At 66.2% G+C, this 13415-nt stretch carries 14 protein-coding genes; 9 read left to right on the top strand and 5 right to left on the bottom strand.

Annotated elements, in window-relative coordinates:
- The first annotated feature begins 69 nt into the window (after positions 1–69).
- The 8 genes from LU493_RS14025 (at position 70) to LU493_RS13990 (ending at position 7674) form a co-directional block, all read left to right on the top strand.
- Entirely contained in the window at positions 70–1011 is a 942-nt protein-coding gene (locus LU493_RS14025; protein WP_275288409.1) for an ABC transporter substrate-binding protein, read from the top strand.
- Entirely contained in the window at positions 1008–1751 is a 744-nt protein-coding gene (locus LU493_RS14020; protein WP_275288408.1) for a class II aldolase/adducin family protein, read from the top strand. Before LU493_RS14025 ends, LU493_RS14020 begins: the two co-directional genes overlap by 4 nt.
- 10 nt (positions 1752–1761) lie before the next feature.
- Complete coding sequence (locus LU493_RS14015) at positions 1762–2961, top strand: pyridoxal phosphate-dependent aminotransferase (protein ID WP_275288407.1); 1200 nt, start codon at positions 1762–1764, stop codon at positions 2959–2961.
- A gap of 7 nt (positions 2962–2968) precedes the next feature.
- Positions 2969–3763, top strand: coding sequence for an amino acid ABC transporter ATP-binding protein (locus tag LU493_RS14010; RefSeq protein ID WP_275288406.1), 795 nt, complete (start codon positions 2969–2971; stop codon positions 3761–3763).
- Positions 3764–3809: 46 nt separating this feature from the next.
- Positions 3810–4580, top strand: coding sequence for a transporter substrate-binding domain-containing protein (locus tag LU493_RS14005; protein WP_275288405.1), 771 nt, complete (start codon positions 3810–3812; stop codon positions 4578–4580).
- Positions 4581–4764: 184 nt separating this feature from the next.
- On the top strand, positions 4765–5478 hold the full coding sequence (locus LU493_RS14000) for an ABC transporter permease (RefSeq protein WP_275288404.1): 714 nt from the start codon (positions 4765–4767) through the stop codon (positions 5476–5478).
- Position 5479: 1 nt separating this feature from the next.
- On the top strand, positions 5480–6235 hold the full coding sequence (locus LU493_RS13995; RefSeq protein ID WP_275288403.1) for an ABC transporter permease: 756 nt from the start codon (positions 5480–5482) through the stop codon (positions 6233–6235).
- Positions 6232–7674, top strand: a complete 1443-nt coding sequence (locus tag LU493_RS13990; RefSeq protein ID WP_275288402.1) for an aldehyde dehydrogenase family protein — start codon at positions 6232–6234, stop codon at positions 7672–7674. Before LU493_RS13995 ends, LU493_RS13990 begins: the two co-directional genes overlap by 4 nt.
- Positions 7675–7726: 52 nt before the next feature.
- Here the strand turns inward: LU493_RS13990 and yddG are convergent, their stop codons facing one another.
- The 3 genes from yddG to LU493_RS13975 form a co-directional block, all read right to left on the bottom strand.
- Positions 7727–8647: an aromatic amino acid exporter YddG gene (gene yddG / locus LU493_RS13985; RefSeq protein WP_275288401.1), complete on the bottom strand. Its 921-nt coding sequence runs from the start codon at positions 8645–8647 to the stop codon at positions 7727–7729.
- 75 nt (positions 8648–8722) lie between these two features.
- Positions 8723–9409 carry an AraC family transcriptional regulator gene (locus tag LU493_RS13980; RefSeq protein WP_275288400.1) on the bottom strand — a complete coding sequence of 229 codons (687 nt, stop codon included), beginning with the start codon at positions 9407–9409 and terminating at the stop codon, positions 8723–8725.
- A gap of 78 nt (positions 9410–9487) precedes the next feature.
- A complete protein-coding gene (locus LU493_RS13975; protein ID WP_275288399.1) occupies positions 9488–10381 on the bottom strand; it encodes a LysR family transcriptional regulator in 894 nt (297 codons plus the stop codon).
- Between the two features lie 286 nt (positions 10382–10667).
- On the opposite strand from LU493_RS13975, the gene LU493_RS13970 reads away from it, so the two are divergent.
- Complete coding sequence (locus LU493_RS13970) at positions 10668–11267, top strand: NAD(P)H-dependent oxidoreductase (RefSeq protein WP_275288398.1); 600 nt, start codon at positions 10668–10670, stop codon at positions 11265–11267.
- A 110-nt stretch (positions 11268–11377) separates the two neighbouring features.
- Here LU493_RS13970 and LU493_RS13965 read toward each other — a convergent pair whose 3' ends face one another.
- Together LU493_RS13965 and araH are read right to left on the bottom strand one after the other, a co-directional pair.
- Positions 11378–12271 carry an SMP-30/gluconolactonase/LRE family protein gene (locus LU493_RS13965; protein WP_275288397.1) on the bottom strand — a complete coding sequence of 298 codons (894 nt, stop codon included), beginning with the start codon at positions 12269–12271 and terminating at the stop codon, positions 11378–11380.
- A gap of 129 nt (positions 12272–12400) precedes the next feature.
- Positions 12401–13414, bottom strand: a complete 1014-nt coding sequence (gene araH, locus LU493_RS13960; RefSeq protein ID WP_275288396.1) for an L-arabinose ABC transporter permease AraH — start codon at positions 13412–13414, stop codon at positions 12401–12403.
- Position 13415: the final 1 nt, after the last annotated feature.

Raw genomic sequence — 13415 nt, 5'->3', positions numbered from 1 at the left:
ATCTGATATGGGTTTTCATCCAACGCATAGCCAGAACCAGCCGACCAGAGATAAAGGAGACGTCTGTATATGAAGACGCATACCACGACCCTGACCATGACCCTGATCGCCGGCCTGGCCCTGGCCGGCCCCGCCACGGCCGCCGATCGCGACGACCAGCTGCGCCTGGTCGTGCCGCCCTGGCCCGGCGTGACCGTCAAGAGCGAGATCTTCGCCCAGCTCATCGAGCCGCTGGGCTATACCACCAGCAAGCAGCAGCTCAGCTCGACGGTCGGCTACAACACCCTGCAGACCGGCGACAGCGATGCCTTTCTCGCCGGCTGGATGCCCGCACAGCAGGAGAGCTACGACGCCGCCATGAAGGCCGACGCCATCGTCGACCTGGGCAACAACGTCAACGGTGCCCGCATGGGCTTCGCGGTACCGGAATACGTCTACGAGGCGGGCATCACCAGCGCCGAACAACTGGCCGACCCCGAGGTGGCCAAGCGCTTCGACAAGACCGTCTACAGCATCGAGAGCGGCTCCACCGTCACCGACATGCTGAACCAGGCCATCGAGGCCGACACCTACGGGTTGGGTGACTGGGAAGGCATGTCCTCGTCCACGCCCGGCATGCTCAGCGAGGTCGAGGCCGCGGTCGACGAGGACCGCTGGATCGTCTTCTACGGCTGGACGCCCCACTGGATGGTGCCGGAATACAACACCCGCATCCTCGACGACCCCGAAGGCGTCTATGGGGCCGACAATGGCCGCAGCGACGTCAAGACCATCGTCGCCACGTCCTACGCCGAGGCCAACCCCAATCTGACCCGGCTGCTCGACCAGTTCGTGCTCAGCGCCGACGAGCAGAGTGAATTCATCCGCGACTACAGCCTCGAAGAGCGCGAGCTGGAAGCCGTGGCCCACGACTGGCTGGCGTCCCACCCCGAGCGAGTCGCCGAATTCCTCGAGGGCGTCGAGACCCGCGACGGCGGCAATGCGCTCGATGCCGTGGAGGCCAGCCTGTGACGACACCTCGTGACGAGGAAGCCATGCAGCGCCGCGACCTGGCCGCCGCCTACCGGCTGGTCGCACTGGACGGCATGGATGACGGCATCTCGACGCATATCTCGGCACGCCTGCCCGGCGAGCGCTTCCTGCTCAACGCTTTCGGTCTGCGCTTCGACGAGGTACGTGCCGACAACCTGGTCACCGTCGACGCCGAAGGCGAGATCCTCGACGACCCGACCGGGCTCGGCATCAATCCCGCCGGTTTCACCATCCACAGTGCCATCCATGCGGCGCGTCCCGAGGTCGCCTGTGTGCTGCACACCCACACGGTCGCCGGCGTCGCCGTTTCCTGCCTCGAGGAAGGCCTGCTGCCGCTGAACCAGTGGGCGATGCAGTTTCATGACCGGCTCGGTTATCACGACTATGAAGGCATCGCCCTGGACCTCGACGAACGTCGACGGCTGACCGCCCATCTCGGTCGCCACATGGCGATGTTGCTGCGCCAGCACGGCCTGCTGACCTGCGGACGCAGCGTGGGCGAGGCCTTCCTGCGCATGCGCGACCTGGAACGCAGTTGCCAAGCCCAGTTGGCCGCCCAGGCCACCGGACGCCCCTTGCGTCAGGCCAGCTCGGAACTGTGCGAGCACGTCGCCCGCCAGTACGAGGCATGGGCCGCCAGCCCGCAGGGCACCGACCTCGCCTGGCAGGCCGAACGCCGCCGCATGCCAGCCGATGACACTTCCCCTCAGGCCACCTAGCGAGACTTTCATGCGTTATTCCCGACTGACCGACCGTATCGCCGGAGAAGGCGCCGCGGCCTGGGACATCCATAACCGGGCCCTGGCCCGCCAGGCTGCCGGCGAAGACATCACCGTGCTGTCGGTGGGCGACCCGGACTTCGACACCCCGGCGATGATCGTCGAGAGCGCCGTGAACAGCCTGCGTGACGGCGCCACCCATTATCCCGACGTCCAGGGCAAGCACGCCCTGCGCGATGCCATCGCCGAGCGCTACCGCCGGCACGGCGTCGAGGCCGACCCCGAGCGCATCATCGTGATGTCAGGGGCCCAGTGCGGGCTCTACGCCGTGGCCCAGTGCCTGCTCGACCCGGGCGACGAGGTCATCGTGCCCGAGCCCTGCTATGTCACCTACGAGGCGGTGTTACGCTCCACCGATGCCGCCATGGTACGCATCCCGCTACGCGGCGATGCCGGCTTCCGCCTCGACCCGGCCGATATCGAGGCGGCGATCACCCCGCGCACCCGGGCGATCATGCTCAACAGCCCGCACAACCCCACCGGGCAGCTCATCGACGCCGACACCTGGCACGCCATCGCCGAGCTCTGCCGACGCCATGATCTGTGGCTGATCTCCGACGAGGTCTACGCCAACCTGATCTTCGAGGGCGAGCACCAGTGCGCTGCCGCCCTGCCCGGCCTGGAGGATCGCAGCGTGGTGATCGACAGTCTCTCCAAGTCCCACGCCATGACCGGCTGGCGACTGGGCTGGGTGCTCGGCCCCCGGGAGCTGATCGAGCACCTCGGCAACCTGGCGCTGTGCATGCTCTATGGCTGCCCGGACTTCATCCAGGACGCCGCCCGGGACGCCCTGACCCGACAGGCCCCGGAACTCGAGGCCATGCACCAGGGCTACCGAGCCCGGCGCGACGCCGTCTGCGCGGCCCTGGCGGACTGTCCGGCCGTGGAGGTCATCCCCCCGGCGGCGGGCATGTTCCTGATGGTCGATGTACGCGCCACCGGCCTCTCGTCCCAGGCCTTCGCCGACCGACTGCTCGATGAACAAGGCGTGTCGGTGCTATCCGGCGAGGCCTTCGGTCCCTCCGCCGCCGGTTTCATCCGGCTGAGCCTGACCGTCGACGAAGCCCGCCTGACCGATGCCTGCCAACGCCTGGCCCGTTGTGCCGAGACGGCACGCGACGACGCCGGCCTCCTTTCCACCGTCCAATGAGTCGCCTATGACATCATCGCTCGACGACCACACTCCGCAAGCCACCGCCGCCCCGGCGGTGCAAGCGCGCCACCTCGTCAAACGCTATGGCGACCTCGAGGTGCTGCGCGATGTCTCCCTCGAGGTTCCCGAGGGCAGCGTTACCTCCATCATCGGCGCCAGCGGGTCCGGCAAGAGTACCCTGCTGCGCTGCCTCAACCTGCTGGAACGCCCCGACCAGGGCGACCTGGCGATTGCGGATGAGACGATCCAGTTCAACCGCAATCCCCAGGGCGACGTCGTCGGCCTGGACCGGCGCCAGCTGCAGCGGCTGCGCGCCAAGGTCAGCATGGTCTTCCAGCAGTTCAACCTGTGGCCGCACTTCAGCGTGCTCGGCAACGTCACCGAGGCCCCGATGCGGGTGCAAGGACTCTCCCGCCGACGCGCCACCGAGGTGGCCGAACACTACCTGGCGCGTGTCGGCATGGCCGACAAGCGCGATGCCTACCCGGCCTTCCTGTCCGGCGGCCAGCAGCAGCGCGTGGCCATCGCCCGCGCACTCGCCATGGAGCCACGCCTGCTGCTGTTCGACGAGCCGACGTCGGCGCTGGATCCGGAACGGGTCAACGAGGTACTCGGCGTGATTCGCGACCTGGCCGGCGAAGGCCGAACCATGGTGCTGGTCACCCACGAGATGGCCTTCGCCCGGGAAGTCTCCGACCAGGTCGTGTTTCTCGATCGCGGCGTCATCGGTGTCGCCGGTTCCCCCGGCGAGGTCTTCGACGATCCGCGTTGTCGGCGCTTCGCAGCCCCGGCCGCCTGATCGGCCACAGCACACCCACTTTCGAACAACGAGCCAGGAGAACACCATGCAACGCGCCCTCATCCCCGCCATCGCGCTTTCCATCGCCGGTCTCGGCGGCACCGTCCAGGCCGCAGAACCCCTGCAGATCGGCATTTCCGCCGAGCCCTATCCGCCCTTCACCTACACCTCGTCCGAAGGCGAATGGACCGGTTTCGAAGTGGAACTGGGCATGGCCATCTGCGAGGCCATGGAAGCCGAGTGCGAGATCAAGCCCACCGGCTGGAGCGGTATCATCCCCTCGCTCAAGGCCGGGCGCATCGACATGATCATGAACTCCATGTCGATCACCGAGGCCCGCCAGAAGGTCATCGACTTCACCGATCCCTACTACTTCACCCCTGGTGCCTACGTGGCCGCCGACGACCTGGAACTGAGCCTTCCCGAAGGGCTGGACGGCCTGGTACTGGGCGTGCAGAGCGCCACCACCAACGCCACCTATGCCCGCCGCGCCCTGCGTGACACCGGCGTCGATATCCGCCTCTACGACCAGGCCGAGCAGGTCAACCGCGATCTGCTCTCCGGCCGCCTGGACGTGATCCTGGCCGACAAGATCGCCATGAACGAACTGGTCGAGCGCGACGAGGCCGAAGGCTTCGAGATCAAGGGCACCGCGCCGCACCACGAAGCCTATGGCGAGGGCGTCGGCATCGGTATCCGAAAGGCTGACGACGACCTGGAGGCCGACCTCAATGCGGCCATCGAAAAGGTCCAGCAGGATGGCACCTGCACCCGACTCTCCGAGTCGTACTTCGGCACCGACGTCTGCACCGGCTGAGTACCATCGATTGCCATCGTGATTCGAACCGCCGGGCGGTGACGCTGTCCGGCGGCTTCGCCATGTCCATGCAAGGATGTCAACGCAAGTGTGACACGGTACGCGCCGGTCGATCCCCGAAGAGACCGTACGACGTTATTCCGTCCCGGCGCGCATTCCGTGTCTTCCAAGGTGCTTTTCGACCATGAACAACCTCTCGCAAGAAGGCTTGGCCGACTGGGCCGGCCCCATACTCCAGGGGGCCCTGACGACTCTGGAGATCGCCGTGCTGGCCTATGCCATTGGCCTGCTGCTCGGCCTGATCGGCGCCAGCGCGCGCCTCAGCCCCTGGGCACCGGTACGCGGCCTGGGCATCCTCTACTCCACGGCGGTGCGAGCCGTGCCCGAGCTGTTGCTGATCATCCTGCTCTACTATGCCGGCTCCCAGGCACTCACCGCCCTGACCAATGCCATGGGCTTTTCCGGTCAGGTATCCATCAACGGCTTCGTGACCGCCGTGGGCGTGCTGGCGTTCGTTCAGGGTGCCTACATGACCGAAGTGCTTCGTGGCGCCATCCTGGCCATTCCCCGAGGTCAGCTCGAGGCCGCCGATGCCTTCGGCTTCTCGGCCTGGGCGCGCTTCCGACGCATCGTCGTGCCGGCCATGCTGCCCACTGCCCTGCCGGGCATGTCGAACCTGTGGCTGATCCTGATCAAGGATACCGCCCTGATCAGCGTCATCGGCTACAGCGAGCTGTTCTTCACCATCCAGCAGGCGGCCTCCAGCACGCGTGCCCATTTTCTGTTCTATGCCGCCGCCGGCGTCATCTACCTGGCGATGACGCTGTCGTCCACGGCGCTGTTCGCGCGCCTGGAACGTTACCTGCGTCGCGGCCAGCCGACCACCGAGGAGGCCTGACATGGACTTTTCCTGGCTTGGCGATCCCTTCTATCAGGAATACCTGATCGAGGGCTTCATCAACACCCTGTGGCTGATCGCCGTGTCCGCGGTCGGCGGCCTGGCCCTGGCCGTGCTCGTTGCCATCACGCGGCTCAAGGCACCCCGGCCCCTGGCACTGGCCGTTCAGGGCTTCACCACGGTGATGCGCGGAACGCCGCTGCTGGTGCAGCTGTTCTTCTTCTACTACGGCGTGGGACGCCTGCTCGAGGGTATCCCCGGCATCCAGGACAGCGTCATCTGGCCATTGCTGCGCGATCCCTTCTTCTATGGTGCCCTGACCTTCATCCTGAGCGTCGGCGCCTATTCCGGTGAGGTCATTCGAGGCGCCCTGTTGAGCGTGCCGCCGGGCGAACGTGAGGCCGGCCGCGCCTTCGGCTTGACGCCCCTGCAGGTCTTTTTCCGCCTCTGGCTGCCCCGTGCCATCCAGCAATGCCTGCCGACCCTGACCGGCGAGATGATTCTGCTGCTCAAGTCCGTGCCGCTGGTCTCGACCATCGCCATGATGGACCTGCTGCAGGCTGCCAACATCATTCGCGACGAGACCTTCCTGGTCTATGAACCCCTGATGCTGATCGGCGGCATCTATCTGGCCATGACACTGGTGCTCACCCTGGTACTGCGCCAGGTGGAACGTCATTTCCCCGGCATGAAGCCCGAGCGCGGCCGGGGCTGGCTGCCGCGCCGCTCCCTGCACACCCATGGAGAAGCCCCATGAGCACACTGACACGACACTTCATCGATAACGCCTGGGTGGAAAGCCGGGCCACGCGACGCCTGGACGTCCTCGATCCGTATCGCGAAGTCTCCATCGCCGCTGTGACCGCCGGCGATCCCGCCGACGTGAACGATGCCGTGGCCGCCGCCCGCCGTGCGCTGGCCGGTTGGCGAGCTCTCTCGGGCAAGCGTCGCGGCCGCTTCATCGATGCCATTGCCGACACCATCGAGGCCCGTCGCGCCTCGCTCGTCCAGCTTTCCAGCCGCAACAACGGCAAACCGCTGGCCGAAGCCGACCAGGACCTGGCCGACGCCATCGCCTGCTACCGTTACTATGCGGGCGAAGCCCGCGCGCTGGATGCGCGCCAGGGCGAGGCAGTCGCCACGGGCGAAGCGGACATGGTATCGCGACGCTACCAGGACCCGGTCGGCGTGGCCGGCTTGATCACCCCCTGGAACTTTCCCCTGGTCAGCAGCGCCTGGAAGATTGCCCCGGCCCTCGCCGCCGGCTGCACGGTAGTCTTCAAGCCCTCCGAGGTCACACCGCTTCCCGAACAGGCACTGGCCGAGATCGCCCTCGAGGTCGACCTGCCGCCCGGTGTCTTCAACCTGGTGCACGGCGACGGCCGAGGCGTGGGCGAGGCGCTGACCGCCCACCCCGGGGTCGACAAGCTGTCCTTCACCGGCAGCAACCCCGTGGGCGAGGCCGTGATGGCCGCTGCCGCCCGGGGAACCCGCAACGTTTCCCTGGAGCTCGGCGGCAAGTCGCCGATCCTGGTCAGCGAAGATGCCGACCCGGATCTGGCCGCCGAGCTGGTCCTGGCAGGTTTCGCCTACAATGCCGGCCAGATGTGCTCGGCGACCTCGCGGCTGCTGGTCCACGAGTCACTGGCCGATACCCTCCATGAGCGCCTCGACGCGGCCATCGCCGACCTCGTCCCGGGCAACCCGCTGGACAACGCCACCACGCTCGGTCCACTGGTCAATACCGCCCAGTACGAGCGGGTACTCGGCTATCTGGCCGCCGCCGAGCAGGAAGGACTCGATTCCGGTAGCGACCCGTTCCCGGCCTTGCCCGATCACGGCTATTTCATCGCCCCCCGGGTCTTTCGCGATGTGCCCACCACGAGCCGGCTGTGGCGCGAGGAAATCTTCGGTCCCATCCTGTGCACGCGTCGCGTGGTCAGTGATGACGAGGCGATCGCCCTGGCCAACGACAGCGCCTTCGGCCTGGCCGCCACTGTCGTCGCCGGCGACAAGGGCCGCGCCGCCGATATCGCCGCACGGCTCCAGGCGGGCAATGTCTGGTGCAACACTCACCAGGTGGCCCCGCCAGGACTCGGCTGGGGCGGCATGAAGGGCAGCGGCATCGGTCGCGAACTCGGCCGCGCGGGCCTCGACGCCTATCTGGAGACACGGTACGTCACCCTGCCCGCCTGAAACGCCCCCTTCCGATCCAACGAAACGGGCCGCCCGACGGGCGGCTTCGTTGTCATCGCGATGCTTCACTTGACCGTCCAGATCGTCGGCTTCCCAGCATGCCGCTTCCGATCAGCGCGCCCCCACAGATCAGGACCGCGGCGAGCAGCAGGGTCGGGTTGGCTGTCGCCAGGCCGGCGGCGATCAGCACCAGGGTGGAAAACAGCGGCGTGGCGTAGGACAACAGCCCCAGCAAGCGCACCTGACCGCGTTTCATGCCCAGGTCCCAGGTGAAGAAAGCGCTGCCCACCGGGCCCAGCCCCAGGGCCAGGATCGCCCAGAGATTCGCCCCCTCGGGCCAGCCGAGCGGTTCCCAGGCAAGGTGGCAAGCGAGCGCCAGCACAGCGGCGCCCAGGCAGTTCCAGGCCACCGCCGTGGTGGGGATGCGCGCCAGCAGCCGCGAGACCACCGAGTAACCGCTCCAGATAAAGGCGGCCAGCAACGCAGCCAGATAGCCCGGCGTGTACTCCCCTGCCCAGTCGAGACCGTCGGGGCCCACCAGCAGCGCCGCCCCCAGGAAGCCGCAGATGCCGCCCAGCAGATGGATGCCGCGAAGACGCTCGCCCGGCAGCAGCAAGCCGGCCAGGATGACGATCAGCAAGGGCCAGAGGTAGCTGATCAACCCCGCGTTGGCCGCTGGCGCGTTCTGCTGGGCGATGAAGTAGCAGAGGTGATAGCCGAACAGCCCCCCGACGCCCAACAGCCAGCCCGCAGGCGGCTGGCGGAAGGCCTCGGCCAGGGCCGGACCATCACCGCGCGCCAGGAACACCAGCAGCGCCAGGCCGCCGGCCAGACCGAAGCACAGCGCGGTGAGCAGGAAAGGCGGCACCGGGCCGGCCCATTGGGTGAACAACGCCAGGGTCGCCCAGTTGAGAACGGTACTGGCACCCCACAGGGTGGCGCGATGCGCCTCGGCGGTGGACTCGGCCGACATCTCGAGGTCTCCATTCGCGGGATGGACCGACGAGTGTGACCGCTCGACGCGACGACGGCTTGTCGATTTCGGCCATCATGGCCGGCGGCGGAAGTCACTCGGCGTCATGCCCCGCCAACGGCGGAAGTGGCGGCTGAACTGGGCCCCGTCGGCGAAGCCGCAGGCCAGGGCGATCTCGGTGATCGTGGCATCGCCGGTTGTCAGCATACGCTCGGCCCGGGCCAGGCGCTGGCCCTGCAGCCACTGCCAGGGAGGCTGGCTGGTAGCGTCGAGAATACTGCGACGCAACTGGCGCTCCGAAAGCCTGGCGGCCTCGGCCAGGCGCGCCAGGTTCCAGGGCGCGGCCGGATCGTCCTGCACCAGCCGGGTCAGCCGCGCCATATTGAGCCGCGGCCCACACCAGGGCGGCGCACCACCGAGCCGTGCCAGCAGGGCACCATCGTCCAGGCTCCGGGCCTCCTCCGGCGACAGGCTCAGAAAGCGGATGCGCTCGAACAACGCATCGATGGCGTCTTTGCCAATCGGCAGATCCAGCACGCGGCAACGATTGTCGATACCCAGCCCCAGGTAATGATGGGTCGCGGCGGCGGGAATCACACAGACACCGCCGGGCACCACGGCCGCACCGCGCCCCTCCACCTCGACGTCCACGCGGCCGTCGAGCCCCACCAGCAACTGGTGGTGGTCATGGGTATCGCTGAGGCAGTCGGGCGGATAGCATCGCTCGACGCTGCCGAGCCGGGGGCGAAATTCGAGGGTCATGCCCCACAGGATGCCGGGACCGCGACGCGGATGCCAGTGCCCGTGAGGAATAGGATTTCCCTCCTCCGACCGGCCGGTTTACAGCCGTAGCCTCGGCGCGACGAAGTCCAGAAAGGCGCCGATCCGAGCCGACAGGGCCGTGTTGCGGTAGTAGACCGCCTGAACCTGCTCTCGCGGATTGGGACTGATGATGCGGTCGGCCATCAGACTGACCAGCCTTCCCTGGACCAGCTCGTCCTGAATCATGAAGCGCGACAGACAGGCGATGCCTTCGCCGGCCAGGCAAAGCTGAAGCATGACCTCGCCGCTGGACGTGCTCAACTGGGGCTGGATATTGGCCCCCTGTCGGGTCAGGCCCTCCACTGGCCAGTGGTTGAGGTTATTGACATTGAGAAACCCCAGCAGTCTATGGTCGCGCAACGCTGCAGGGCTGACCGGCACGCCGTGGCGCTCCAGATACTGCGGACTGGCCACCAGCTGCAACGGCGAGCGCCCCAGTGAACGGGCATGCAGAGTGGAATCCTCCAGGCCACCGATGCGGATCGCCACATCGGTGCGCTGCTCGAGCAGATTGATGATGTCGTCCGAGGCCGAAAGCTCCAGCTCGATGCCCGGGTAGCAGTCCCGGAAGTCTCCGATCAACGGCACCAGTTGATGCAGCATGAAGGGCGTCGCCGCGTCCACCCGCAGCGGCCCGCTGGGCCGTTCTCGACTGAGACGCATGGCTTCCTCGGCCTCGGCGAGCCGACCTAGCCCATCGCGCACCTGCTCGACGAACACCCGACCCTCGCTGGTCAGCGTCACGCTGCGAGTCGTGCGATTGAGCAACGGCGTATCGAGCCGTCGCTCGAGTCGCTGCACGGCGTGCGACACCCGCGCCACCGGAATATCCAGCCGCCGGGCGGCAGCGCTGAATCCGCCGCTGTCGACGACCGCCACGAGCAGCTCAAGATCTTCCGTACGACTCTGCAAGTCGGATTCTCCTCGCCGGACACGACCTATTATTGCACTTTCCGAAAAAGTGTTTCCATTTTACCCACATTTATCATGCAGAAAAGTCGGCGCAGACTGCCCAACCGTCGAGGCTTCTGAACCACCCACGACCCGATCACCGCCCGTGACATTCGCGTGACGGCCCCGTCCCGAGCCACACCTTTGCGCCCATCGAGAAAGTGTTTTGCGCTGGACGAGCATTGAAGGCCACTGCTTTCGCGCGCATCTACCGGGCACGCAACTCATTAGCCACTTAATGGATTTTATGAATATTCTGCTACTCAACGGCGCCAAGGCCTTTGCCCACTCCGGCGGCCGCTACAATGACACCCTGCACGAAACGGCTCGCGGCACCCTGGCCGAGCAGGGCCATCAGCTTCAGGAGACCCGCATCGACGACGGCTATGACACCGAGACCGAGATCAAGAAATGGCTCTGGGCCGACGCCATCATCCTGCAGATGCCCGGCTGGTGGATGGGCACGCCCTGGACCGTCAAGCGCTACCTGGACGAGGTGCTCACCCAGGGCCATGGCAGCCTGTACGCCAGCGACGGTCGCTCACGCCATGATCCCAGCCTCCAGTACGGCAGCGGGGGCCTGCTGCAGGGCAAGCATTACCTGCTGTCGCTGACCTGGAATGCACCGAGCGAGGCCTTCGACCAGCCTGGCAATTTCTTCGAAGGACGCGGCGTCGACGGCGTTTATTTTCCCGTGCACAAGGCCATGGAGTTCCTCGGCATGAGTGCCCTGCCGACCTACCTGGCCAACGATGTGATCAAGGCACCGGACATCGACACCCATCAGGACGAGTACCGTGCGCACCTGGAACGGGTCTTCGTCGACGCCGCCGCGACCGGCGCTTGAACCCGACGCCCCGAGCCCCACCCATCCAAGGAGCGAACATGACGACCATCACATTGCCCACCCCGGGCTTCGGCACCTTCCGGCTCGAAGGCATACTTGCCTGACGACACTCATCGCCGGGTCAGGCAAGGCTCCGCCAGACCCGGCGTTTCCACCTCGAGTGACAAAAGGCTGCCCGCCAGGGGGTGACGACGCAACGCCTGGTCATCCATGTCTTGGGTGGCGGTGGTGATATAGAGGGTACGCAGATCGCGACCGCCGAAGGCCACCATCGTCGGGTTCGGGCACGGGACGGCGTATTGCGCCACGAGACGGCCCTCGGAATCGAAGCGGGCCACCCGAGCGCCTCCGTACAGCGCACTCCAGTAGTGACCGTCGATATCTACCGCGGCGCCGTCCGGCACGCCGGGAAGATCGTGCGCGTCCAGATCGATCCAGGTCTCGCCCACGCCGACCTCGCCGGTCGCGGCATCGAAGGCATGGCGCATCACCCGACGTGTCGGTGAATCGGTGTGGTACAGCCAGCGGCCATCCGGGCTGAAGGCCAGCCCATTGGCAATGTGCAGATCGCGCCTGGCGGCGATCAGGTGTCCGTCTTCCAGACGATACAGGGCCGCGCCCCCCTGTTCGGGATTCAAGGTTCCGACCCAGAAGCGCCCGGCCGGATCACAGCGACCATCATTGAAGCGATTGCCTCCATCAAGGCCCCACTCGGGATTGGCCACGCCCGGATCGCTGTGCTCGCCTGACGGCAGCGACAGATGCGTCAAGCCCGGCGCGGTGGCTACCAGCAGTCCCTCCTCGGTCAGTGCCACGCAACCGACCGTATGCTCGAAATCGTGCCGCCGCGGTGTTTCGTGACCAGCCGGCGACCAGGCATAGACATGGCCGCGATTGATATCGACCCAGTACAACGTCTGTCGCTCGGTGGACCAGACCGGACTCTCGCCCAGGCTCATGTCGAGCTCGAGAGCGAGCTCCACGGCATTCGATAGCGTTGTCATCATCTCTTCCGTTCGTTTCATCAAGTGATGCGATTATCCTGCCACGACGACAAAAGCCTCCGGACGTCATCAACCTCCGGAGGCTTCATGGTGACTGCTGCTCAGATCTTGTCCGAAGCCTGTCTACACCTAGGCTCGACTGCGTCGCGTCTGCTTCCAGCGATCGAACAGCACCGCCAGCAGCAGGATAGCGCCACGCACCAGATACTGATAGAAGGTCGGCACGTTGAGCAGTCCCATGGCGTTCTGCACACAGCCCATGATCAACACCCCGACCAGCACGCCGGTGATCGAAGCGATCCCCCCGGAAAGTGCCACGCCGCCCAGTACACAGGCCGAGATCACGGCCAGTTCCAGACCCAGCGAGGTATTGGGGTCACCCAGGCCCATCCGCGACGTCAGCAAGACCCCGGCGATACCCGCGACCACGCCCTGAAGGCCAAACACGATGATCTTCAGGCGTCGCACATTGACCCCCGCCAGGGCCGCGGCTTCGGCATTGCCGCCGGTAGCGAGCACATTGCGCCCGAAGGACGTCATGTTGAGCAACACGCCGAAGACCACGAAGCAGCCGATCATGGTCCACACCGGCAGAGTGAGTCCCAGGAAAGAGGCGCTGCCCAGCTCGAAGAAAGCCGGCACGGTGATCATTACCGCATCGCCGCCCGAGGTGATATAGGCCAGCCCCCGCACGAACTCCATGGCCGCCAGCGTGGCGATCAAGGAGTTGATACCGAATCGCGCCACCACGAACCCATTGAAGGCCCCCACCGCGCCGCCGGCAGCCACGCCACCCAGCACGCCGATCACCACGCTGCCGGAAGCACTGGTGACCACGGCGGCCACCACCCCGGCAAAGGCCACGATCGAGGCTACCGACAGATCGACCTCACCGAGCGCGAGCACCATCATCATGGTGGTGGAAATGGTCCCGATCAGGGTCACCGAAAGCAGCAACCCGACCATGTTACGACCGGTGAGGAAGTCGGGGATCATCACCGACAGTCCGATGAACAGCAGCGCAAAAATGGCAAAAAGGCCCGAGGTATCGAGCAGGGTGCGCAATGGCTTGGACAGGGCCTTGCGACTCTCGGGAAGGGACGACTGAACACCATCGCCCTGAGCAGTCTTCTGGATTGTCATG

The organism is Halomonas elongata (assembly GCF_029081005.1).
Taxonomy (GTDB): Bacteria; Pseudomonadota; Gammaproteobacteria; order Pseudomonadales; family Halomonadaceae; genus Halomonas; species Halomonas elongata_B.
Note: the sequence above shows the minus strand (reverse complement) of the source record. Positions and strands in the feature narration are given on the sequence as shown.